The following is a 25,309-nucleotide window of genomic DNA, read 5'->3' as shown; positions in this document are numbered from 1 at the left end:
AAGGTGTCCCCAAGATCTTAGATCTGGCGGGCCCCCTCTTTCTGTTTGGAGACGCTCCGTGTACGCATCGTTCCTTCCATCGCTGTTGTCTCCAAATTTCTTGGAATGAATTAAGCAAGGGAAAACCACATCTTCACAAAATGGATGTGCGACCATTTACGAAAGAAATGGTGTAACAAAAAAGCAAAAAAAATGGGGTGCTAAGGATGATGATCCCTAGCACCGCCATTTCTATATTTTCAGCATTTTGATCGATTGGAGTGTTCTTCAGCAGATTTGCTGTTGCCCCCTTCGTATATCACAAATGCAAATCCATTAACCATTCCAGCCGCTATAGAACCTGTTTATTTTACATACGTCAAATCCTGCATCAAACGATGGAGCACAGCGGCGCTTTCGCCGCGTGTGGCATTCGATTTAGGATTGAAGCGCTGCTTCGGATCTCCGTTCAGAATATCCAGACCCGCCAATTCATATACCGCTGCCTGAGACCAAGCGCCGATCGAGAACGCATCGGCAAAATGGGCTTTTGCCGCGTCGACTGGGTTGTATCCGGCATACTCCAGCGCGTTGTAGGCCATCACGGCCATCTCTTCGCGCGTGATCGTCCGGTTCGGCTTAAAAGTGCCGTCCGTGTAGCCGTCAATGATATCGGCATCGACTGCTGCCTGGATCGCTCCCGCGTACCAGTCGGATGAAACCACGTCCTGGAAGCTGCCTGACGCAGCGTCTGCAGAAAGTCCCAGTGCCCGGACGACAAGCGCTGCGAACTCGGCCCGAGTGACTGGAGCGTTCGGAACAAAGGTCTGCTCCGTGCGCCCGGTTACGATCATTTTGGCCGCAAGCGATTCAACCTCACCCTTCGACCAGTGCGGCGCGATGTCCTGGAACGTTACCGGGTTCTGCAACACCAAGTATGTGCTATTCGTGCGGCTATAAATATCGATACGTTGGCCGTTCACCTTGAATGGTACTGGCGTGTATATCCCGTTTCCGTCCACCCGAACGACCGCAATATCAGTCAACGCATGCGACTTGTCGACATTCAGAGACCGCTTTACATACGATTGGAATGCTTCCAACGTGGCAGTCTTGCCATTGCCGGACTTCACCGTCACGGTATAGCTCACAGCTTGTATTGCATTATATCCTTTGGACGCCGCTGATTTAAGGGCATCCGCATCTACAGCAAGTTGAATGACCAATTGAAGGCTGTTCATGTCCGAGCCGGCTTGGGCTGCCAGCGCTTGAAGATCAATCTCCTTCTTCGGAAGCTCATAGCTTCCGTAAGGCGTTGCTACCACCAGCAACTGCGCGCTTGTCTGATCAAGCCACGCTCGCAGCGCTTCATTCTCGATGGTAATGGATGAAGAAGAGATTGGCTGCGTACTCGTTACCTCTACGGTAACTTTTCCGCCAGCAGGCTGTTTCAAGGCTTCCTTCATAACCGCTCCAGTCACGCTGCCTGCAGCTGCGCCGTTCTCCACTTTAACCGGAACCTTGATCTTGCCTGGTTCGGCTGGTGGTGTCGTTCCAGGGTTCGATGGATTTACGGGAGGTGTTGTCGGTCCTGGAGTTCCAGGCGTGCCCGGGTTCCCAGGGTTCCCCGGTCCAGGCTCTCCCGGCCCTCCTGGATTAGGCCCTCCCGGAAGCGGCTCTCCCTTCAAGTCCGTAATCCGTCCTTCGACGGCGGAGGTCTTGGCCGTAATGGTGCCTACTTTTTTCACATAGTTCGAGAATACTTCATAGTCAGGCTTGTAAAGCAGATTCACGCGACCTTCCAGATAAGCCTTCTCGAGCGATGCATAAAAGTCGCCGCCCTTAGCGGTAAATGCGTTTGTCGCCACCTCATACGATTTATTCATGTCGATCGGCTCATATCCGTTCTTGCCTTTGACCTCGATGCGAAGGACACGTGATCCAACCGGTTTGGTCGAATCATAATAGAACTTCATACCCGCGATATGCGGGAAGCGGCCATCCGCAGCAGGCATCTTGGAAACCCCGTTCTCCATGGCTTCTTTAATCTCGGCGCCCGTCAGCGTGATCGTAACGAGATCATTGTTAAACGGAAGCACCGTCATGACGTCACCCATCGTGATTTTACCTGCTTCAATAGATTCGCGAATGCCTCCGCCGTTCTGCAGGGCGATGACCGCGTTCGTTCCGGCGGCTTGCGCCGCATCCAGCATGCCATCGGCAATCAGATTGCCGAGATTCGTTTCCTTCGTGCGGACATCGGCGCGAACGCCGTTCAGCTTCACTTCCGTCGTACCAACCTCCGTTTGTTTTAACTGCTCCACACCCGGCTTATATTTGGTATTCAGAATTTGCAGCGCCTCTTGATCCGGCTTTACCACGTATTGACCAGCGCTATCTTTCTCGTCAACCGAAATGAGGTTACTGTTCCACTCCTGCAGGACACCCTCGTCGTCAAATACGACCTCAAGCTGACCTAAGAATTGACCTTTTTCACCCGTCTGCACGATCAGCTTCGGTTCGCTGTCCGAGTGGTCCACAACCGCCTCATCCAGCTTGGTATGACTGTGACCGCCCACGATGATGTCGATGCCCTCGACTTCCTTCGCAAGGTTGACATCCACGTCATAACCAAGATGCGACAGTACAACGATTTTGTTGATGCCTTCCTGCTGCAGCATCGCTACGGTGTCTTTTGCCTTTTGCACTGCATTCTCAAAAATTACGTCACCAGGCGAAGCGATGTTGGCCGTGTCTTCGGTTGTAAGTCCAATGAGGCCAACCTGCTCCCCGTCTACCTCCATGATGATGGCCGGGTAGATGGTTGCATCCTTGGCATCCCGGGTCACTTCATTCTTGAATTTCTGAGTCAATAAAGCATCGGCCGAAAAATTCACGTTCGAGGAAACAAACGGGAATTCCGCATGCTCGATGAAATCGTTCAGCACCTCGGATCCTTTATCGAACTCATGGTTACCGAAGGTCATGGCATCATATTGAACCAAATTCATGAACTCCAGATCGGCGAGTCCCAAATATTGATTAAAATACAGCGTGCCGGAGAATACGTCCCCTGCATCCACGAGCAGAGGGTTGACCGCATTCGCTTTGGCTTCCTTGATTGCCGTAACCCGTCGTGCAATGTTATCCGGCGAGCTTACGGTATCCAGATTGGCATGCGTGTCATTGGTATGCAAAATGGTCAGCGGGAAGCCGTCCACGGCTTCTTCCTTCAGATCGATCTGCGCGACGATCGGATCATGATCCGATACGCGGCCCTTGGAGGCCGGGAAATCGGCGTTCAGATGCACGATGTCGACTTGCGTAGAACGGGTCAGGTTCTTGCTGACGAGAATATGGTCCAGCACCTGCGAGTTTCCGTCATACGTGTATGTGTACTGCTCCTTGAGCGGAAGCGTATCGATCAGATTGTCCAATTCGTTGCCTTTCAAAATGTTCGCCGTCTCGGTAAATTGGAAATCATTCAAATCTCCCAGAACAACGACGTTAGCGTCAGGGTTAGCAGACACAACGCTTTTCACGAATCTGTTCACAACCGCTGCAATCTGATGGCGCTGCGTTTCGCTGGAGAGAACCGGCGGCTGGGTATTGCCGAAAGGTCCTTGGTCTCCGGATTTCGAGTTAAAATGATTCGCAATGATAATCACTTTTTCCCCTTGGAATTCGAACTGCGCGGCCAGAGGTTTACGCGATGCGTTGAATGCAGGGTTCAGCGGTTCGATTCGGCCCGGATTCAGAGTCAGCTGATCCTTTGCCGCATCATACGCCACCGATTCAATCGGTGATCCCTTCTTGCCGTTTACACTGTCCGATAACTGGACACGATCGGTGTTATAGAGGAATCCGACCCGAATGTTCGCTCCCGGCGCTCCCCCGTCATTATTATTCACCGGATCGATATCGGTAAAGCTGTAGGTTGGTCCGCCGGCTGCCTTGATGGCGTTAATCAAGGTCTGGTAGCTTTGATCTGCCGCGGTAGTTCCGTTGTTCTGCTCCCCGTTGTTATCCTGTACTTCGACAAGACCAATAATATCCGGAGACTTGATGTTGTTTACGATCGACTCCGCCAGCTTGTTGATTTTGGCGGAACTTACGCCCGGATAGAAATTTTCGATATTATACGTCGCTACTCTGAGCTGTTCGTCTTTCACGTCGAGCGTGGATACCTCTTGCTTAAAAGAGCTGCTGTGGATTGCAGGCAATTCGCCTTTAGCCGGAATCACCTTGAAATTGCCACTGTTATAACCAATTACACCGATCACATCATCGGCAAATGTATCGCCGGTGCCCACTTCTTGTCCCGGATTGCCGTAAGCAATCAGGAGACGCTGCGGGTTGAAATTACCGTTCTCTTTCAGAACCAGCCCGCCGGCTGGCGTAATGACATCCGCGATATCGTTCTCGACACGGGTCGCAATGTTGTAGGTACCGCCGCTTGTCCAATACGGACTAATGATCGTTGGCTGCGGAAGTCTGACCAGCATGCCTTCCAGAGATTCGTAGAAGTCGATGGCATCTTCCTCCGGATCAAACGTGGTCATGCCGTCGTTATCGATAATGGCAGCCGGAATCGGTCGTCCGCCTTTACCTAAGGTAACAGGGTCCGGCAGTTGTTGACCCTGACCCAGATTCTTGATGGATTGCAGCTCGATTTGAGTGGAGGTCAGGTTGCTGGAGCTTCCCTCATTAAACTCGGCCACTTTTCCGGTTACACTCACCAGGTCTCCGATTTGAGGTCGGTTTGGATCCGTGGAATACACGAAAATCGCGTCCGAGGTATCCGGATTGGAATCCGGCTTCGGATCCTGGATATAGAATCCCTTGATATTGCCGTTAGAGAACGTGTAACCGTATTGGGTTACAACGCCTTCAATATCGGTTACCGTCTGTCCGGTATACGGCGAAGTATGGTCCTCGCCTTGGATATCCGCGATACGCGGTTGCTGTGTCGCTTTGTAAGCAAATTCGTATACCTTGCTCTCATTCGCCCCCGAGACAACAATCGCTTTGATGGTCGTGTCACGGTCTATTTGAATCGGCGAGCTGTACTGTGTACTCGCTGTCGTCGGGACTGACCCGTCGAGCGTATAATAGATGCTTGCCCCTTGCGTAGGGCTGGACAGCGTTACCGTTCCACCGGTAATAATTGGTCCGGCACCCGGACTTGCGATCACGGAGAACATGTCCTCGATTAGGGCATTCTCGCCTAAAGGAATCAGCTCATAGATGTTGCCGAACTGCTTCACCACACCCGTGACGCGGCTGAAGGTCTTCACCGTCTTCAGCTTGGACAATCCGGAATAGATGATGAATTCATGACCGCCTTGCTCGGCCGTATATTCCCCAGGTCTGTTTTCGGACTTGATGGTGACATCGTCCAGGTAGACAAGTCGCGCTTCATAAGTCTCTCCCGAAGCTGCAGATAGATCAGCTCCGGTGATTTGAAGAGCCTGCGGCACTCCTGCATTTGCGCCCGTTACATCATACGGCAGCAAGGCATGCGGTTTGATCTCCTGAAGATTGTTGTAAATCTCCATCACGCCGGCCACACTCACCCGGTCGCCAACACTGGCGTTAAGAGGGTAGTCATAGAGTACGATACCGGCCGAATCATCTTGAATGTAGGTTTCTCTGCCTTCGATATGGGTAATAATGCCTTCCGTCCACACATGCTCGCCTTTTGCCTTGCTGCGGGCTTCAGCGACGGACGTTTGCGTTAAAATATCATATTGGAACGAGGAGACCGGTCCATCCGGTAAACCATCCTGGACTGCATAGGCATCCACCCGCGTAGGCTCGTTAATCTCGATCGGGCCATTCACGAGCTGATATCCCGAATTTCCACTGGACAGATACACATCCGCATAAACGGAAGCGCCCACCGTAGGCGGTTTCATTATGATCTCCGTTCCTGCTGGCCAGGCATTAGGCTCCGGATTGGCGGTTACTGGCCCTAAACCCGTACTAGGAGTGACCGGTGTCTTCGGGCTCGAGCTGTTCCGGGGCTCCGGCTTGGTAACGGTAAAATCAGCGACATTGTTATCCGTGTCGAGGCCGCGATCATTTTGACCAACGGTCAATTCCTTGCGGATCGCAGCCGTGCTGTTGGATAAAGCTGCTGTCGGGCTCGTCTCAGATTCTGAGGCCGATCCATAGCCAACGAGGTCAATACGATCGCCTGCGGCGTTTACCAGATCCACCTTGCCGTTAGAGCCGCTAAGGTTCAATGATCCTGCAGCATCAGCTGTCGGCAAAGAACCACCTACCGAGCCACTACTCTGTTGTTGGATTAAATAATAAGCATAAGGCTCTATAATACCAGTTAAAGAGGTCGTGCCGTTAAAAGTGCCTGTTGCGCTTGCATAACGTACCTTCCAGCCTGTCAAGTCGATCGGACTGCCGGTCGGATTGAACAATTCGATAAAATCATGCGTATACGTGGCCCCGCTATTCCCGCCTCCACCGTACACCTGGCTGATCACAACCTGGTCATGCCGGGGGGAAGCCTCCGCCACCTTCACAGGGTTGAAAGGAACGATGATACTCAGAAGCATCACGATTGCCAGAAGCATGCTTAACGGCCTTTGGCACCGATGTAATCGAATGCGCATTCAGGTTTTCACTCCTCTATTCTATTAAATTTTCTTACCTTATTTACTATATATACCAGATATGTTTTGGGAGTTCTAACCTAAAGTATGCTGGATGTAAAAAAACCTCCGATAGACCTAAACCCAAAGCTGGATAGGCATATCAGAGGTTCTATTTGGCTTACATCGACTTGCGCAATACGTTACCGTTTACCTGAATCGAACGGCTCCCCTACGGCTTTCGGCGCATTTGAGGATTTGGAGAAAATCACGAGTGCGATCAGTGTGACAACATAAGGGAAAATCTTGAGAATGACCGGCGGGATTACCGCCAAAGACGGAATGACCTGTGATACGTTGGCTACCGTCGTGGCAAATCCGAAGAACAAGGTGGCCAGTAGGATACCGAGCGGCTTCCATTGTCCGAAGATCAAGGATGCCAGAGCCAGGAACCCGAGTCCCGCCACGTTCCCCGTAAATTCGCCGGAATACGTCAACAAAATGACAGCTCCCCCGAGTCCGGAAAAAGCACCCGAGATCATGACGCCGACATACCGCATGGACTGTACCTTAATACCTGCTGCTTCAGCCGCGTGCGGATGCTCGCCGCAGGACCGGAGTCGCAGACCGAACGGTGTTCTGTACAGCACAAATGCACTTACCAATAGCAAAATCAGGACAAGCCATGTCGTGGCATAGGTTTTGGTGAAGAATAAATCCCCGATGATCGGAATCTTGGACAGACCCGGAAAATCAAACGGTGCAAAACCATTCGTGATGCTGATCTTGCCGCTACCTGTAATGTTACGGGCAAGGAAAATCGTCAGGGCACCCGCGATCATATTGATCGCCGTACCGCTTATAATCTGGTTGGCACTGAGGTTAATGCTGGCAAAAGCATGCAATAGCGAGAATAGCGCACTCGCTGCCGCTGCTGCTAATAGTCCTACCCATAATACCCACGATTGGCCGGGCCATTGGGCCTGCATTTTGAATATGACAAAGGCTCCGATGAAAGAACCGACAATCATCAAGCCGTCAAGGCCGATATTGACGACCCCGCTTCGTTCACTGAACAACGCGCCCAGGGCGGTAATCAAAAGCGGGATCGTGTAAGCGATGGCATACGGAAAAATCTGTTCAATCGTTGTCCACATATGTCCTTACTCCCCCTGCTTTTTATTAGCCGCGCGACGCAGCTTCAATTTACGGTATAGTCGTTCGATCAAGATGCTGGTTGCCGCAAAATAAATAATGATGGCGATGATCGAATCGGCGATTTCCGGCGGAATCTCCGTCATGGCATTCATAAACCCTCTGCCCGAGTAAAGAATCCCGAAAAACAAGGCCGACACGAAAACACCGATAGGTGCGTTGATTCCGAGCAGAGCCACCGCAATCCCGTCAAATCCCTGGCTCGGCAGAATGCCGATCTGCATGCTGGAGGCATTCCCCGCATACTGCGCAACTCCCGCGAGGCCCGCGAGGCCGCCGGAGATGAACATGGACAGCACGATGCTGCGTTTGACAGCGATACCCGCATATTCGGAAGCGTGTCGGTTGAATCCGACCGCCTTCAATTCGTATCCAAGCGTTGTTTTGTTAATAAGGAAAGCGACGACCAGAACAGCAATGACCGCGATAAAAAAGCCCAGATTGACATAGGAGCCTTGGAACATATCGCTGAGCCACTGCTGATGCAGCATGGCTTCAGGCGGAAGCTGACGCGATTCCGTCTCCAGACTCGCCCCTTTGAAGTAACCCGGAATGACATAATAAACGGTCCAGTAGGCGGTCCAGTTCATCATGATCGTGGATACGACCTCATGCACGTTATATTTAGCCTTCAGGAACCCTGGGACAACCGCCCATAGCGCACCGCCGATAAACCCGACCAGTACCATAACCAACAGGAGCAGAGCCCGCGGCAGGTCCAGCGAGAGGCCGACAGCCGTCGCACAAAAGCCACCGAACAGCATCTGGCCTGCAGCACCGATATTAAACAGTCCGGTACGGAAGGCAAAGGCCACAGACAAACCGGTCAAAATAAGCGGAGTCGCCGTCGCCAGCGTATTTCCGATCCGCTCCGGGTTCTTGAGTCCACCCTGGATGAGATACTTATACCCTTCTACCGGATTATGTCCGGTCAGCGCCATAAGCAGTGCCCCCGCAATGAGTCCGAACAGGACGGCAAGCAACGATTTTACGCTGTTATTCATGTGGTGCCTCCTCTTTTTGATACCCGGCCATCATTAGTCCGAGCTCTCTTTCGTTCGTTTCGGAGGTTTTAACGATACCTACCAGTTCACCGTTATTAATAACGGCAATGCGGTCCGACAAATTCAGCACTTCATCAAGCTCCAGGGAAACCAGTAGAACGGCTTTTCCCTTGTCCCGCTGTTCGATCAGACGACGGTGAATATATTCAATCGAGCCTACGTCAAGGCCCCGGGTCGGCTGAACGGCAATAAGCAGATCCGGATCGCGCTCTACCTCACGGCCGATGATCGCTTTTTGCTGGTTACCGCCGGACATCGAACGCACGATCGACCGGCCGCCCGTTCCGGAACGCACATCAAAGCTCTGAATGATATGCTCCGCATGCTTGCGGATCGCTGCTGGCTGCAGCAGCCCGTTCTTGGAATACGGTGGGCGGTTGTACACCTCGAGGATCAAATTCTCTTCAATGGTATAGTCCAGCACGAGTCCCCTCTTTTGACGGTCCTCCGGAATGTGGCCGATTCCGCTTTCATTCCGTTGACGGACAGAAAGACCGTTGAGCGTTTTACCATTCAAGCTCACCGTTCCGCTCTCGGCCTCGCGAAGTCCGGTAATGGCTTCGATCAGTTCCGATTGACCGTTACCATCCACGCCTGCAATACCCACAATCTCCCCGGCATGCAGGTCCAGACTAAAGCCTTTGAGCGCATCGACTTTCTTGCTGTTCTTTACCGTAAGCGATTTAATCTCGAGAACGGTCTTGCCCGGGCTACTCTCCTGCTTGTCCACCTTAAAGGAGACGCTGCGGCCCACCATCATTTCGGCCATTGCCTCGCGGCTCGTGTCTGCCACTTCAACGGTGCCGATTGTCTTGCCTCGGCGGATGACGGTGCAGCGGTCCGCAACCGCTTTAATTTCTTTCAATTTATGGGTGATCAGAATGATCGATTTGCCTTCATTGACCAGGTTTTTCATAATGCCCTGCAAATCTTCGATCTCCTGAGGGGTCAACACTGCGGTCGGCTCGTCGAATATGAGCACTTCCGCGTCGCGGTACAGCATTTTGAGAATTTCCACTCTCTGCTGCATCCCGACCGAGATATCCTCGATTTTGGCATAAGGGTCTACATTGAGGCCGTATCGCTTGGACAGTTCCTCAACCCGTTTGGCAGCCGATCTCACATCCAAGCCGAAGAAGTACTTGCGCGTCTCGCTGCCCAGAATAATATTCTCGGTCACGGTAAACGGCTCGACCAATTTAAAATGCTGATGCACCATCCCGATTCCGAGTTTGTTCGCGACATTCGGATTCGAGATCCGCACGTCCTTGCCGTTGACTTTGATTACGCCACGGTCAGGCTGATACATGCCAAACAGGATACTCATCAGGGTGGACTTGCCCGCCCCGTTCTCACCGAGCAGCGCATGAATCTCACCCTTCTTCAGCCGAATCGTAATATCGTCATTGGCTACGATCCCGGGAAATTCCTTGCGGATGCCCACCATCTCGACAACATAGTCCATGGTTTTGGGTCCTCTCCTTCTTTTGTGTTGAATATCTTCCTATGCATAAATTGTTTTAAAAAAACGCGGATCGACTCACTTCCAAACAGCCAGAACGCAGTTACATAGATCGAATTCCACATTCAATATCAGAATGCAATCGCTTGCGCCGATGATACGGTCTGATACCTAAAATAGCTCCACAAAGTGGAGCCTATGCTTCGATGCTTGTTCCAAATCCTTTGCGGGGGCCCCAAAACATATAAATGCGATTACAGAATTGCTTACGCTTCACTGAAATACCTTAAAAAAAGACGGAGGGAATCCGTCTTTTTTTTCATGCGGTATCGCTGCTTTTCAAGTAAGTCTATCCACGTCGTAGATGACCTTGGTATCTTGGATTACTTAATCAAATCGCCTTGCTCAGCGGCTACTTTAATTTCGCCGGCTTTGATTTTGCCAAACACTTCGTCCACTTGCTTAAGAACGTCATCGCTCAGGTTCGGGTTCTTCTCAGGAAGACCGACGCCGTCATTAGTTGCATCCAGCGTAAGTGTCTGTCCGCCTGGGAATTTACCTTCCATTTCAGCTTTGATCATATCGTAAGCCGCATGGTCGATTTTCTTCACGGCCGAAGTCAGGACAACGGATTTGTCGCCTTCATAAACGCCATCTTGATACTGGTCAACGTCTACGCCAACGATCCATACTTCAGATCCGTTCTGTACGCGGGTCTTCGCTTCGTTAATCGCACCAACGCCCACGCCGCCTGCTGCTGCGAAGATCACGTTTACGCCGCGGTCATACATTTGAGCCGCCAATTGGCTGCCTGCTGCAACATCGTCAAAAGATCCTTGGTAGACAACGTTCTCTTTGTTAATTACCAGTTTCGTTCCGAGATTCTCGTTGGCATAAGCTACACCCTGCTGGAAGCCCCAGTTGAACTTCTGTACAGGAGGGATTTCCATGCCGCCGATAAACCCAGCTTGTCCATCCTTCACATGAAGCGCAGTCGCTACGCCAGCCAGGAATCCGGACTCTTGCTCAGCGAAGAAGATGGATACGGTATTTTCCTTAACTACCGGTGTTGCGCCCTCTTCCCCGGAATGAGGCGTTCCATCAATAATAACGAATTTAGCATCTTTATACTTGTCTTGTGCTTTAAACACGGCTGTTTCAAATTTGAAGCCTGGGGTTACAATGAACTTAAATCCGGCATCATACAGGTTTCCGATCTCTTTTGAATAGTCGGCTTCCGTAGTTCCGGCCGGCTTCAGGTATTTATACTCCATTTTGAAGTCCTCGTTGGCCTTCACGATACCTTCATATGTTCCTTGGTTAAACGACTTGTCATCAATGGTTCCTGCGTCCGTAACCATCCCTACCTTGAAGTTTGCCTTAGGTGCGTCGCCGCCTGCGCCGCCGCTTGGTTCTGACGCCGGTTTGTCGCCGCAACCTGCCAGCATTGTGACAGATAACGCCAAACTGATTAAAGATATGACCCCTTTTTTCATTAAGGATAACCCTCCTAGGTATATATGCCCGAATACTAGATTCGCGCTATTTACAATATATTAATAAAACAGACCCTTTTCAACATAAATTTGGGTGAATCTGTCAAACTGCATCTGTGCCGCGGTGAAACGTTTAAGACATGTTTTATTCCAATTCTAGTAGATATAGGAACCCCCCAGTTAACACGCTGTTGATATCACGGTTTTTATAGATAACATGGGAGTTACAGCGGGTGTGATAAGTCAATCGTGCAAGTGATCAGACCCTTCCATAAGGAAAAAAATAACTGCGCTTTATGCAAAGAAAGCACCTCGGCAAGGTGCTTACAAACATGCTGATTATTCCGATGAATGCTATGAATGATTATTCATTTACGACGAGACTTCATCATGCGATTATACGTAATTAGGCCGGCAATAATCATGGCGACTACACCCAAACTGCTTGCCGACTCCGGCGTCATGCCAAATACACCCGCCAAATTCGTAACCAAGCTGTTCGTAAGCAGCGCCACTGCAATTAGCATAATTGGACGCCACACGTTATACCTTCTCATCTTCGCAACACCCCCAAGCCAGATTTACAGCATTATAAGAACCCCAAATCACTAAGATCGCCTAATCTATTAGATGCATTATACCATGAATAAGTATGCGTTTACATTAATCTCGTTCATTATATTAGATGTGTTCATTAACATCGAGATGAGTCTCATATTCCTCATGCGCTCAGAAATACCGATTCAAAGTAAAAGCCACGATCACAACGTGGAAATCTCGCGCTGCGACCATGGCATTTTTTATTGAAGCATTAGTTATTATGCAACAGTGTGGCACGGCAGAATTTTGTCATGGAATGCCCCTCATCCTACTTCTAGGAAATCGAGCCACATGCCATCGAAATCTGAGCTCGTGCTGGAATAACTTATCAGTCCTTCTTGTTGTATTCGAATGAAATCTTAACGGGATCCGACATTCCATCCATAGACAGATAGGCGTCGCAAGTTCCCTTCAAATTGCCAGTAAGCTTAATCATGAATTCGAAACTTCCCGTTTCTGTACTGGTCGTCTGGCCTTCGTAGCGAACCTTCCCTTTCGAATCGAGTATTTTCAAATTCACTTGGGACTGGCTGCCGTTCACGACCAGCCCGTCAATCGTCAATTTCTTTGCAGCGGCATCCACCACGGCTCTTGCGCCGTCAATTGTAGTGCCACCCCCGGCATGGCCGTCAACGCCGAGAACTTCGATTTCATCCAGGAAGACCCAGACGTTGACCGGGAATTCAACTTTGACATAGCGGGCGTATACTTTATCGGATCCCGCTTTCCCCGGCACACCATCTGTTATTCCGCTCCAACCCACGAACTCGGCCGAGGCAGCATCCTGTGCCGGTGGCGGAGAAACGGTTGCCAGCGTGCTCCAGGATTCGCCGTCAGATGAAACGGAAAAAGCGACGTTCTGAGGAAAATAGATGCCAGGTCCTTGATCCTGAAGAAAATGGGCTCTAATTGCCCCGATCGATTTGTTGCTGCCCAAATCAAATGTGATGGTGCGGCTTCGTTCGTCAGGGTAATCGCTTCCCGCATGGGCCTGCCACTGCTCGGTGCGGTAATCCGTCCCGCCGAATCGGCCGTCCGTAAGTTCGTTCCCGGAATCGGGATAGTTGCTGTTAGGCTGCTGTGAAATTGTATAGCTTTGGCCAAGAACCAGATTGCTGAGTCCCCCTCCGTCAGACCAGGTTTGAATGAGAACTTGGGCGTAGGAATCAAGCACCGTTGCGGCCGGGACCGAAATCAACCCTTGCGCTTGGACGGCCGGGTCGTGAATGTGCGCGAGAAAATCCTGCATATACGTCACGGCTTCCTTCGGCTTGTTATCGTCCAGAAGAAGTTTGATGGTCTGCAATCGATACGTCAAATCATTACCAAAAGCCGGCTTGATTTCGTTCGATGCGACATAACGCTGTACAACCTCCGCCATCGTCTCCGGCGCCGGGCTGCTATCGATGGCGTACGTTCCGTTCAAATACTGGTACAGCCAGTCATACATTAAACGCAAACTTGGATCCTTGCTTACCCCTAAGTTGTATACTGCATTATTGCCTTGATAGTGAGCTCTGAAGCCATTTTGCATCAGACCGGATCTGACGCCGCTGTCCAAGTATTCGACAAAACGCTGACGAAGTACGGGATCTGTCAGCATTCCGTCATCAAATTCAACTTCGTTCCCCATTCCGTATCGCTTTGCCGTATCCGTAGCATCGTCCAGACGGTCGGAATCCATTCCGCCAAAGAAATAGTTAGGCTGAAGCGCCGCGGCATCGAACCCTACGTCTTTCCACATAAACATTTTGTAAGCATAGGAGTGTGGAATCCAGAAAACCTTCATGTTCATGGCGTGCACTTTATCCGACACCATGCGAGCTATGTCTGGTCCCGATTCGGATATATCGATTTGTTCCGGCATCCAGTACATGCCGACAAGCTCAAGATTCGAGTAGTTGGCAGCCTGCCATCTTTGCCGGGTCTGGTCCAGCCACCACTGCACCGCTTTTCCTCTGTTTTCAGACGCTTTTTCTTTGCCTACGACGGCGTCGTTGAAATTTAAGGAACCGCTACCGTCAATGTCGCCAAAATCGGTTAAGGATTCCCCTGGATTCGGAATCATTAACACAACCTTGACTTGATGATCGGGCTGTTTCAGCTTGGCCCCAACTTCCTTGGCAGCCTCATTCAACTGCTGCATATCGCCCGTGGCTGCAAATGTTTTATCCAAATACCATTTCCAATCGTCCAGGTTCGTTTGTCCCTGACCGAAATCGCGACCGGCAGGCGAAGCAATCCCGAGATATAGAACGCCGTCATAAAGCCAATCGACCGGCTCGCCGTCTTTATTTACATAGCTGATATTAGGGATAATCCGTTCCTTCTTCCAATCGCCCAAACCATTCGCGTATTGTCCGTTATACAGCAGATTCAGATTCCGGATCCCGGCCGTAGCTTCCCCCGGCTCCAAAAAACGAGGCTGCTCGGCAGGAACCTTTACCGCACCGTCAACCTTGCCGTCCATACCCATAATTTCGATTTCATCAATGTATTCCCACTGTGTAGGATGCATATAAAAGGTCACCTTCACATAACGGGCATAAGCCAGCTTGCCATCCGTATTCCCGTCTTTGATTCCATCCCGGCTGCCATCCCATTCAAAGGTCTCGTGTCTGGGCGGTCCTTCTCCCCACAGAAGCTGCGTAGCGTTATGGGAAAGCAGCCCCCAATTTTCCTTATCGTCGGAGACATACATCGATACCGACAGCGGCACGAGAATCGAATTCGTAGGAAAATCTTGAAAGAAATTAGCCGTGATCTTTCCAATTGACTTTTCCTCACCGAGATCGAACACAACTTCGCGAGCCTTTCCGCGCAGATGTCCTACCCATGCCGGGTCGTTCATATCCAATGCGCCGTATTTTCCGTCCGTAAGCTTGTATCCGTCATCGGGATGCGAAGCTTCCGGAGCTTCAGACCATTCATACGGAAGATCTGCCGCGAGATTGCGGAATTGCGTCTCCTGCATAGTCGAAGATACTGCCGCTTGATTTTCGTCTATTGCTTGTGGTGCCTGTTCCGCTGCCGGTTCGCCAGCATCCGTCAGTTGATCTAGTTCGACCTGTGGATGACCTGTATCCTTTCCTGCTTCCATCTGGTCTGCACCTGCCGCCTGCAGGACAGTCACATCCGGAACAGGCGATTTCGCCTGCACCGCAGAGACTGGAGCCATTAGCAATACGGCTGCTAATAATCCAGATACCCATTTTTTATTCAAATTCATCAAGGCCAACTCCTTTTCTTTATTCTCGAGTACAGAAATATCAAAACTTTAAACCCTTATTTCTGTTCCGGGTGAACGCTAAATTTTGATCCCCCCTTTCGCGAAATCTGGTATAAGTAAGCAGCAAAGCGTATAAGATCGGCTTCCTCCGAAAGAGGAAGCCGTCACCGCCGCGTCCAGTACCGCCAGCGGCGCGGAGTTTCCAGTGGGCAACAGCAGTAGTGCAGCGCTGCCAAACACTCCGCACTTCGGACGATTCTTAGGCATGGATAAGCAAACTTCGGTTTATCCGTGCTCAGGTGATTCTGGTCTACTTCGCCTTTGCCGCCAGGAACTCATCAATCTGCTTTTGCAGTTCCTGCTGAATTTTTTTGAGGGCAGGGCCGGCTTCCGCTTCAAATTTCTTCAATGTCTCATCCGGATCGATAACCCCGTTGAACAGCGCCGTGTAGTATTGCCCATCGACTGTATTGTACTGGCTGACCTCGTTTTGCACCGGGGTACTGTCAAATTCGAAGCCGGCCAAAATATCGGTCGTGAACATGTCGGCATCCTTAAGCACAGCGTTCAACTCCTCATTCTCGCCCTTCACATCACTGCGCTCATCGACGGGATTCCACAGCCAAACGTAGCCGAATGCAGAGTAGCCAGCTGTATCCAGGGTTTTCATTTTGTCCTCTCCTACCGCTTCCCAATGCTTCCCTTCGATTCCGTAAGAAAGCAGGTCGTAGTTCTCCTTCTCATTCGCCCAGTTCAGGAACATAATCGCCCGCTCCTTATTCTTGCTTACCTTCGGAACGGCCAGAAAGTTCCACTGTTTGAAGTCGGTGATGTTCGCACCCTTCTCCGGATTAAAGAAGGTGACCGTCTCCAGCTCGCTGTCCGGCACATTGTTCTTTAACGTGTTCTTGAGGGAATCGCCGATGCCGAACGCGCCGTTCGTGACGATCGCCACTTTGCCTGCCGAGATCGGCTGATGAAAATCTTTTGTCGTCAAAATGTCCTTGAAGATCAGTCCGTCTTTAAACCATTTGTGCGTGTTCGCCAGCCAAGTTTCGATCGGCTCCCGATCCTCCAGCAAATTGTAAACTTTGCCGTCATTGTTCTTGTAATAGAGCATCAGGCTGTTGCCCAGGGCGTGGGTCGGTCTGACATGGGTTTCGTAATCGTTCAGCGCATGGTGAGCGACAAATGTATAAGTGCCGGAGCCTGCGGTCATCGGGATGATGCCTTTCTCCTGCTCTTTCACCTTGTAGGCGAAAGCGATCAAATCTTCATAGGTTTTAATCGGCGGTACGCCGAGCTTCTCGCGAATATCTTTGCGCACCATGTAGGAATTGCCGGACATGTAGCTGACGCCGAGCGGAACGGCCATAATTTTGCCGCCGTACTTGTTGTAATCCCACATTTGCTTCGGCCGTTTCTCGAGCACCGTTTGGCCGTACTGGGCCAAGAGGTCGTCCAGTGGCTCATAGAATCCGTTAGCGATCATTTGGTTGATATGCAGCCATGGCGCATCGAAGATGAGATCGATGTTTTCGCCGGAAGCAAGCGTCACCTGTGTCTTTTGCGCCAGATCGGACCAGGGTACGAAGACGACGTCGAGTTTGACGTTGATCGTATCCTTCATTCGCTTCTCTGCTTCGGCGATGACCATATCCATATCCGACGGCCGATCGCCGGGAATCATGATTTTCAGCGTCACCTCTTCAAGTTTGGCGTCACCGCTGGCGCTGTCTCCGGTTTGACCCGACGGTCCGGGCGTCTTCCCTTCCCCTTCGTTCTTGCCCGAACAACCTGCAATCGCGATGAGCGCGATCAACAACACGAGCACAATGGGCAATAGCTTTTTCATAGTCATTCCCCCTGAATCAATAATAGAGAAAATAGGCAGATGAGCCGGTTCATAAACTGCAGCGATTGAAGGCTCGAACCGGCCAAACGCCTTCACGTTTGCCGCTCTACCCTTTTACCGAACCAAGCGTCAAACCTTTAATAAAGAAGCGCTGGATGAAGGGATAGACGAACACGATCGGGCCGATGGTAACGCAGACGATCGCCAGCTGCATGCCATAGGTCGGCAGGACGACGTTGTACTGCGTCTGGCTCCCGCTCACATAAGCCATAACATTCAAATTGGACATAAGCTGGCGGATCATCATCTGCAGCGGCAGCATTTTGTGATTGTCGATAAACAGCAATGACAAGTACCAGTCGTTCCAATATTGCAGCGCGTAAAACAGGCTCACCGTGGCAATAACAGGCAGCGCAATCGGCCAGATGATGCGAAAGAAAATATAGAGATCATTGGCGCCGTCCACAGTCGCAGCTTCATTCAATTCATACGGCAGCGTCCGGTAGTAAGAGACAAGAATGAAGGCATAGAACGGATTAAGCAGATAGGGCAAAATGAGCGCCCAAACCGAGTCTTTCAGATGCAGCCAGTTGGCGATCAGCATGTAAAAGCCGACAAGTCCTGCGCCGAATAACATCGTCAGAAAGGTTAAAAACGATAAAATATGGCGGTACTTCACTTTCCGGTGGCTTAGCGTGTACGCATAGGCAGCTGTCAAGAGTACGCCCAGCGCCGTGCCGGCGATCGTCACGATAATCGTAATGCCGTAGCTTAGAAACACCTGCTTGCCGGAAAGCAAAAATTTGTACGCATGGAGGCTGAATTTGCTCGGCAGCAACTGGTACCCCGCCGTCTGCAGAAGCGATTCATCGGCGAACGAGTTGATGAACACAATCCAGAACGGAATGAAGCAAAACAGCGCAAAAGCGCCCAGCACCGCGTACATCAAAACAAGAAACAACCGTTCTCTCACTTCGATCACACCTTAACTGGTTGGAACTGAAGCAAAGGGCCGGTTCGGAGCTGGAGAAACGCAAGTGGTCGCCTTTGTTCCCTAATCGTATCCGCTTAACGAGCTTATACGATCATAACGATTCGGGAACAACAGCGATCGAAAAGCCCGAATCCGGCCTCATGCCAACTCGCCCAACCTTCCTTTTAGAATAGTCTTGAATCCGCGTCCACCTTGCGCGCGATCGCATTGAAGATCAGAATCGTGACAAGCCCCATGCAGGACTGGTACACGACAACGGCAGCGGACATGCTGAAATTCCCCAGCTGCCTCAGCGCACGAAACGCATACGTATCGATGACATCTGTCGTTGGAAAGAGTATGCCGTTATCTCCGATGATCGCGTAAATCATGCCGAAATCACCGTAGAAAATACGGCCAATGCCAAGCAGCGCCAATATCATCACGGTCGGCCGCATCAACGGCAGCGTTATGTAGAGCATCTGCTGCATCCGGCTGGCGCCTTCTATTCGGGCGCTCTCGTAATATTCTGAGGAGATGCCCGTAATGACGGCCAAAAAAATAATGGAATTATAGCCGGCAATCTTCCAGGCGCTAATGACGGTTAAGATATACGGCCATACGCCAGGCATCAAATACCAGTCCACTCCTTCGTAGCCAAGGGCGGCAAGCGCGCGGTTAATGAGCCCCTCGGATGTGCTGAATAGCGTCAACGTCATCATGCTGACGACAAGCCAAGAAATGAAATACGGTAAAAAAATAAACGATTGCGTGATTCGCTTGAACAGCCTGTTACGGATTTCATTCAGAAAGATAGCCAGCACGACCGCGCTGCCGAGACCGGTTACGAGAAACAGTGCATTCAGGAAAACGGTATTCAGCGTCACCCGCAGCCAGTCTTTCCCATTGAAGAAAAACTCAAAGTTCTTAAATCCGACCCATTCGCTCCCCCATATTCCATCGGATAGCCGGTAATCCTGGAAGGCGAGCAGATGCCCAGCCATGGGCATATACGCAAATACGACCAGAAACGCAATGCCGGGCAGCGCCAGCAAGTATAAATACCGGTTCCGCGACAGCTCGTGCACAAACGACCCGCCGAACCTTCTACGTCGCTCCAAAGAACGTCCCTCCTTTCTTGTGCGGCTTGCAGGATTCGAACGGAGCCATCGTAGCATTCACGGCTTCTGCTTGCCTAGTTCTCATTGGCCGGATTCGGTTCTCGCGCGGCCGATTCGCAAGCGTTCGGCCGGTTGTTATTGGTCTGGCCGGTTCTCAATCGCCCGTTGACCTTTCTAATTCGCAGAGTTCCCGGCTATCTGCCGCGTCCGCTCCATCCGCTCGCTCGCCTTGCTATCGCGGTATTGGCTTGGCGTCATACCGGTCGCTTTTTTGAATGCAGTGAAAAAGTGGCTTTTCGTCTGAAAACCGGACTGCTCTGCAATTTCGGTGACCTGCATGCTGGTCTGCTCCAGCAGCTCCTTAACCTTCCCGAGCCGCTCGTTCAAGATGAAATTCGATAGAGGCATGCCATGATGTTCGTGAAACAGCTGCCGGACGTATTTGGCCGACAAAGCGATATGGTCAGCGATATCGTCTACCGACAGCATTGGGTCATGGGTATGGTAGCGGACGTACTCGATGATTTCCCTCACCAGCTTTTCCTTGCGATTAAATCCCTTTTGATCGCTAAGCTGCCGGATAATCCGCCCGATTTCTTCCTTCAACCATCCATGAACATCAGTAAGCGTGGCGAACTGCCTCAAGTGGCGCTCAATCCCTTCAACACTCTGGATAGACATCACTTTGCTGAACGATTTGACGATCGCAAACAGAAGCAGCTTCAGTTGGAATTGACACTCGGTATATTTCATCGTCTTAAGACGCGTGAACACCTCGTCCAGCATGGCCAGCACCTTCTCCTCTTTGCCGCTTCGAATCGTCTGGATCAAGCTTTCATGCACGGCGGAGTCGATCGGCGACTGTAAATCGGCATACCGTTCAAAGTCTTGTTCGACGTAGATTTTGTCATCACCGCTGACAAACTTGAATAATGTCAGTTCGTTCATATCGTCGTATACTTTGCGTAAATCGTCATGTACGCGCCGCGCTTCGCTTTCGGCGATCGTCACGTCCAGCTTGACGTAACGGCTGACTTGACGGCTAAGCTCCTTGAGCTCTTGGGTCAACTCGGGATCAGGGAGGGAACTGGCCGTACCAACCAGAACGACCAGATGGTCGGTCCCAAAATCGACCACCTCGATCGGCCGTTCAGCTGTGCCGAGCAGCTCCTCTGCGATATTACCGATTGCATACTTGAGCAGCTTGCGAGATACAAAATCGTACTGCTCGGATATTTCGTAATAGGAATCAATCTTGATCACAGCCAACCGAAGCCACTCATAGTCAAGCAGGCACGATTCGCGCGCAACCGCCGCTCTGGCGCCGTCGGTCAGCCTGCCCTGCAGCAGCCATTGCCGCAAATATTCGGTCTTGATCAGCGGATAATGATCGCGAAGCATAACGACGCCCTGCTCAATGACACCGTAATCGTTCTCCCCCTTCACGCCAAGCTTCCGCTGCAGTTGATCCGCCAACCGGCGAAATGGCCCGACGAAACGGCGCGAATTCCAATAGGCGGCCAGAAGCAGCGCCGCGAGCAGTAAGAGCGAGCAAGCGATGATGACTGTTTTGAACGCCCCGGCCTTTTCGCGGAATTGCTTCATTTCAGTGACAGATATAATGGTCCACTCCGGCGATTCCATCCGCGCATAATTGACGAATGCTTTCCCTCCCGTACGGCTCAGCTCAAATGAACCCCCCTTCCGTCCCGGCTGGATGCTATCCATGGTCTCCTCGAGATGCTCATCCCGTTCCCCCAGAATCAACCTTCCTCGATCATCCACGATCGAAAGCAGCGTATCCGCCCTTCCGTCGCCTGAAATCAAATGCTTCTGCAGCTCTTTCTTGTCAAACAGGACGACAAGATACCCGTCGCGGTTTTTCTGCACAGGAGCCGAAGGAAGCTGAAGCGCCAAATACGTGTCGTTTCCTATCTGATGATCAAAATAACGAAGGAAGGTCCCTGGCGTACGCTCAATCCGCTGCAGCATCGGCTGATCGGCAAATTCCTCGAACGAAAGCAATCCGACTTTGGAGTCGATCACCTCATGTTTACGGAAGCTAAATAAGTAAGCGGTTTCAATATAAGGTTCATTAGATAGATATTTCGTCAACACCCTCATTGTGCTGGCATTTTGCAGCAGATTGTCGGCGGAAGCATACATCCAATTCTGCACGGTTCGGTCTTCGTACATGGTCAGGCTGTACCATTTCAGCTTGGCCAGGATGTACTCGACCCGCTCCGCCATTTCGTCGATGCGGTCCTGATTAAACGTCCCCATCTGCGAGTATGCGAAATGAGAAAACCGGTTGGCCAGAAACAACGAGAACGGTATGATGGTCATTGCAAAAAAGATGCCGCTTATCACAAATATGCGCCAGGATGTCGATCTGAACATAGTATCCCCCTGTCCCCCTTCGTCTTTAGGAGCTCTCTTACGACCAATATGTCCTATCATAATGCACCCCTTTTCCGTTTGCCTAGTTCTCATTTGTCCGTCAAGTTCTATTTCTCCGGATTCGCGCTGCAGCACCTACGTTCCTGCCCAAGGAATAAGTGATCTGATGTCCGCCAACCCGCATAACGGCACTCACGAACTGGGCTTTGAAGTGTGGTCCACTCATATGCACACATAGCAGAACAGCACCCTCCGCTTTATGAGCGAGGGGTGCTGTCTTGATGGTCATTCACATTCAATAGAAAAACCGACCATTTGCATCATTTTAACCGTGACCGTGACATCAATTTGATGTCAAATCCCAAAGTTGCGCATCTATCTATTCATGCTGCTGGACTTAACTCAACCCAGCTTCTGCCCACAATTCGGACAGAAGTTCGCCCCCTCATTCTTTGCGCCGCAGTTCGGGCAGAAGTTGGGCTTTTTGTTTCCTTCGGATGAGGAAGAGGATGCCGCCGCGGACGGCTCCTTCCCGGCCGGATGTTGTTGGCTTTGATTCGGATTGTTCCGGTTCTGATTGTTCTGGTTTGAATTATTCTGATTCTGGTTCTGATTCATGTTTTTCATCATTTCATTAGCCATGTTCATCCCCATCATCATGCCGGCCATATCCGAAGCCGCACCGCCGCCTTGCACCTTACCGGATGCGATTCCATCCGTCATGCTCACCTGCTGGTATTTTTGCAGATTGCCGATCATTTCATGGGAAGCCGTCTTGGTGATCATATTCTGAATTTCCTTCGGATAATTGAAGCTCATCACCTGGAAGCCGGTGATCGTGATCCCGTTGTCCATCACTTCCATGTCAAGGTCTTCTTGAATCCCTCTCGCGATATCGGAGGCGTTCGCCTGCAGATTGAACATGTCCTTGCCTTCGCGGCTGATCCATTTCATCAACAATTGATCGAGCACCGAGGTGATCCGGATCTTAACGTCCTCAACTAAGTAGCTTTCTTTCATCCCGGCTATTTTGTCGATGAGCGTCACATAATCATTCACTTTAAAATTGAACGTGCCGTTGGCACGGATCGGCATTCCGCCCGGAAGCTGAGGCGTCGGAATGAGGATCGGATTCTGCGTCCCCCATCTGACGGTGAATTCCTTCGTGTTAACGAACAGGACTTCCACGCGCATCCCGCTGTTAAATCCGAATTTAAATCCCTTTAAAGTAGAAAGGAACGGAATGATATCCGAGTCGATGTTATATACGCCTTCATCCTCAAAAATCCCCTCGATCTTGCCGTTATTGACAAAAATCGCGTCCTGGCCGGAGCGAATAACCAGCTTGCTCCCTTTTTTAATCTCCCGGTTGCTCCATTTCCAGAAAATCATATCGTCCCTAAACTCTTCCCATTCCACGACGTTAGAAAATTGGTTCTTGAAAAATCCCATCGATGTTATCCATCCCTTCCCTTAAAATTTCCCGCTGCTGCTGCTATGCGAATGGCCGCCGCTGCTGACGCCGCCTCCGCCTCCGCCGCCCGAGCCGCTGCTCGTGTTGCGCTCGATCTTCTGCTTCGTTACCGTTGTTCTAATATAACGGTCCTCTTGGTTTAGTATCCTCGATGTGCTGGTATCCTCATAAGTTCGACGATCGACCGTCACCCGTCCGCCGGAACGGTAAGCCATGACCCCCACGGCGATCGCGCCGATGGCAGCGGCAGCTCCCAGCTGAAACCAGAGATTAAATATAATATTATCCGGGTTCACGTCCGGCTCAAAGCCCATGTACCGATGAGCGGTTTTGATGTATTTTTCAAAAGCCTGCTTATAATTGCCGCTCGACAAATCTGGTGTGATCTTGCTGCGTATTTTGGTCAGTCTCCCGGGATCGAGATACTTCTCAGCCTTATAATAACCTTCCAAATGCACGTTACGAGAACCGTCACGCGCACTCATTACTATGGTCAAAATGGCGGTATTGCCGTGCCGCTTGTCATACCCGGGTGCGTACTCATCGTAAAAGTTTTCCGTCCATGTCTCATAATCGTCATTCGGAACGCTGTTAACCGTAAGTATCATAAAGTCTGTCTCACGTTCAGCACCGTACTCATTCGCCATCGCATTCAGCTCATTCCGTTCTTCCGGGCTGAGCAGATTGGCTTCATCAAAGATTAATGGCTTATCATCCGCAGCGTTGACCATCAAGGCCGGAACCATCAGGTAGGCAATCAGGAAGAACAGAACAGCCCCTAACACATATCGTCTTCTCACAGGAAACCTCCTCCCATCGCCCAGGAGATCAGCTTCAATGACAGTAACGAAACTCCCGAAATGCCTGCAAACCACGCAGCCACTTTTGCTTTGCTAATCGGCGGTTTGCCGACCACTTTTCCCGTCTGGCCATTCATCGCAAAGGTATGCTCCGATTTATTGTAATCATAGTGCACCATCCATACCGGAAGGAGGACATAATCGGCCTGTTTCAAGGTGGTATCGATTCGCTTGTTGGTATAATTCACGGTTGTATATCCTGACACCGCGGACGAAATATACGAATCAATGTAGGAGCTGATCTTATCCTTGGCACGCGGAAGAAGCTGCTCTTCATCATGGCTGTATTTTTCGGCAATATACCCGGCGAGATAAGGCGTCTTGAATTCCTTCAGCTGCTGATAGGGGAAGGGCTCCAGCTTATCCATCAGTTCATCATTCATTTTCTCCGAAGCATCGATCGGCACCTTCACATAGTTCAAGCGAATCTTCCGGTAGATATCGAAATGCTGGGTCTCCGTGTACTGGTAATCTCCTTGTGTGTAGGTTCTCACCTTGGTGCCGTGGCCATGAACTTCAACCCGATTATGTAACTCATATAGCCAAAAGGGCACATAGATCCCGGTAATTTCCTTGATCCGATTCGCTGTCATAAATCCGCTTGGCGTCAGAAGACCGTTCCTGCACCATTTCTTGAAAGCCTTCATCGCTTCTTCCTTGGTAATCGAGAACGGGATGACCATGACCGGAGCCAACTCACCGCTCAGCCGGTCGCTGAGTACAACGGCGGATCCACAGAAGCTGCAAGTCGTAGCGCTGGTTTCGGGCTCTGTCACGATGACGGCCCCGCAGCTGTTGCAGTGATACTCCTTCACTTCGTTCTCGACGAAAACCTGCTTTTTCAGCGGGTCGGGAATTTCCTCGATATTATCTTTTCTTCCGCAGCTCGAGCAAGACAACATTCCTGTATCGCCGTCAAAAACCATGCTGCTGCCGCAGTTCGGGCATTTGTATTCGATAACCGGCATTT

At 50.9% G+C, this 25,309-nt stretch carries 14 protein-coding genes; all 14 read right to left on the bottom strand.

Annotated features, from left to right (window positions below; translation table 11 throughout):
* Positions 1 to 344: 344 nt before the first annotated feature.
* Positions 345 to 6,611 (bottom strand): 5'-nucleotidase C-terminal domain-containing protein, encoded by a 6,267-nt coding sequence (locus MKY82_RS02000; RefSeq protein WP_339295367.1) that lies wholly within the window; start codon positions 6,609 to 6,611, stop codon positions 345 to 347.
* Positions 6,612 to 6,793: 182 nt separating this feature from the next.
* The gene (locus MKY82_RS01995; protein ID WP_220686862.1) at positions 6,794 to 7,747 is read right to left on the bottom strand and encodes an ABC transporter permease; all 954 of its coding nucleotides are present in this window, start codon (positions 7,745 to 7,747) and stop codon (positions 6,794 to 6,796) included.
* Between the two features lie 6 nt (positions 7,748 to 7,753).
* Positions 7,754 to 8,809 (bottom strand): ABC transporter permease, encoded by a 1,056-nt coding sequence (locus MKY82_RS01990; protein WP_220686863.1) that lies wholly within the window; start codon positions 8,807 to 8,809, stop codon positions 7,754 to 7,756.
* A complete protein-coding gene (locus MKY82_RS01985; protein WP_216534983.1) occupies positions 8,802 to 10,334 on the bottom strand; it encodes an ABC transporter ATP-binding protein in 1,533 nt (510 codons plus the stop codon). The genes MKY82_RS01990 and MKY82_RS01985 overlap by 8 nt, the downstream gene beginning before the upstream one ends.
* A 380-nt stretch (positions 10,335 to 10,714) precedes the next feature.
* Entirely contained in the window at positions 10,715 to 11,827 is a 1,113-nt protein-coding gene (locus MKY82_RS01980) for a BMP family ABC transporter substrate-binding protein (protein WP_216534984.1), read from the bottom strand.
* A gap of 368 nt (positions 11,828 to 12,195) precedes the next feature.
* Positions 12,196 to 12,384: a hypothetical protein gene (locus MKY82_RS01975; protein ID WP_220686864.1), complete on the bottom strand. Its 189-nt coding sequence runs from the start codon at positions 12,382 to 12,384 to the stop codon at positions 12,196 to 12,198.
* Positions 12,385 to 12,755: 371 nt separating this feature from the next.
* The gene (locus MKY82_RS01970; protein ID WP_339295366.1) at positions 12,756 to 15,656 is read right to left on the bottom strand and encodes a DUF4855 domain-containing protein; all 2,901 of its coding nucleotides are present in this window, start codon (positions 15,654 to 15,656) and stop codon (positions 12,756 to 12,758) included.
* A gap of 310 nt (positions 15,657 to 15,966) precedes the next feature.
* Complete coding sequence (locus MKY82_RS01965) at positions 15,967 to 17,511, bottom strand: extracellular solute-binding protein (protein ID WP_339295365.1); 1,545 nt, start codon at positions 17,509 to 17,511, stop codon at positions 15,967 to 15,969.
* 106 nt (positions 17,512 to 17,617) lie between these two features.
* A complete protein-coding gene (locus MKY82_RS01960; protein ID WP_339295364.1) occupies positions 17,618 to 18,484 on the bottom strand; it encodes a carbohydrate ABC transporter permease in 867 nt (288 codons plus the stop codon).
* Between the two features lie 185 nt (positions 18,485 to 18,669).
* Entirely contained in the window at positions 18,670 to 19,605 is a 936-nt protein-coding gene (locus tag MKY82_RS01955) for an ABC transporter permease subunit (protein ID WP_339295363.1), read from the bottom strand.
* A 174-nt stretch (positions 19,606 to 19,779) separates the two neighbouring features.
* Positions 19,780 to 22,005, bottom strand: a complete 2,226-nt coding sequence (locus tag MKY82_RS01950; RefSeq protein WP_339295362.1) for an AraC family transcriptional regulator — start codon at positions 22,003 to 22,005, stop codon at positions 19,780 to 19,782.
* 402 nt (positions 22,006 to 22,407) lie between these two features.
* Entirely contained in the window at positions 22,408 to 23,457 is a 1,050-nt protein-coding gene (locus MKY82_RS01945; protein ID WP_339295361.1) for an SPFH domain-containing protein, read from the bottom strand.
* A gap of 21 nt (positions 23,458 to 23,478) precedes the next feature.
* On the bottom strand, positions 23,479 to 24,279 hold the full coding sequence (locus MKY82_RS01940; protein ID WP_339295360.1) for a TPM domain-containing protein: 801 nt from the start codon (positions 24,277 to 24,279) through the stop codon (positions 23,479 to 23,481).
* Complete coding sequence (locus MKY82_RS01935) at positions 24,276 to 25,307, bottom strand: TFIIB-type zinc ribbon-containing protein (RefSeq protein WP_113059091.1); 1,032 nt, start codon at positions 25,305 to 25,307, stop codon at positions 24,276 to 24,278. Before MKY82_RS01935 ends, MKY82_RS01940 begins: the two co-directional genes overlap by 4 nt.
* Between the last annotated feature and the right edge of the window lie 2 nt (positions 25,308 to 25,309).

Origin of the sequence: Paenibacillus sp. FSL W7-1279, assembly GCF_037969845.1 — a bacterium.
Taxonomy (GTDB): Bacteria; Bacillota; Bacilli; order Paenibacillales; family Paenibacillaceae; genus Paenibacillus_AQ.
Note: the sequence above shows the minus strand (reverse complement) of the source record. Positions and strands in the feature narration are given on the sequence as shown.

Bases quoted from the DNA above. Each gene is read 5' to 3' on its own strand.
- MKY82_RS01970 (WP_339295366.1), bottom strand. From the start codon at position 15,656: ATGAATTTGAATAAAAAATGGGTATCTGGATTATTAGCAGCCGTATTG.
- MKY82_RS02000 (WP_339295367.1), bottom strand. From the start codon at position 6,611: ATGCGCATTCGATTACATCGGTGCCAAAGGCCGTTAAGCATGCTTCTG.
- MKY82_RS01945 (WP_339295361.1), bottom strand. From the start codon at position 23,457: ATGGGATTTTTCAAGAACCAATTTTCTAACGTCGTGGAATGGGAAGAG.
- MKY82_RS01965 (WP_339295365.1), bottom strand. From the start codon at position 17,511: ATGAAAAAGCTATTGCCCATTGTGCTCGTGTTGTTGATCGCGCTCATC.
- MKY82_RS01990 (WP_220686863.1), bottom strand. From the start codon at position 8,809: ATGAATAACAGCGTAAAATCGTTGCTTGCCGTCCTGTTCGGACTCATT.
- MKY82_RS01975 (WP_220686864.1), bottom strand. From the start codon at position 12,384: ATGAGAAGGTATAACGTGTGGCGTCCAATTATGCTAATTGCAGTGGCG.
- MKY82_RS01935 (WP_113059091.1), bottom strand. From the start codon at position 25,307: ATGCCGGTTATCGAATACAAATGCCCGAACTGCGGCAGCAGCATGGTT.
- MKY82_RS01995 (WP_220686862.1), bottom strand. From the start codon at position 7,747: ATGTGGACAACGATTGAACAGATTTTTCCGTATGCCATCGCTTACACG.
- MKY82_RS01985 (WP_216534983.1), bottom strand. From the start codon at position 10,334: ATGGACTATGTTGTCGAGATGGTGGGCATCCGCAAGGAATTTCCCGGG.
- MKY82_RS01950 (WP_339295362.1), bottom strand. From the start codon at position 22,005: ATGTTCAGATCGACATCCTGGCGCATATTTGTGATAAGCGGCATCTTT.
- MKY82_RS01980 (WP_216534984.1), bottom strand. From the start codon at position 11,827: ATGAAAAAAGGGGTCATATCTTTAATCAGTTTGGCGTTATCTGTCACA.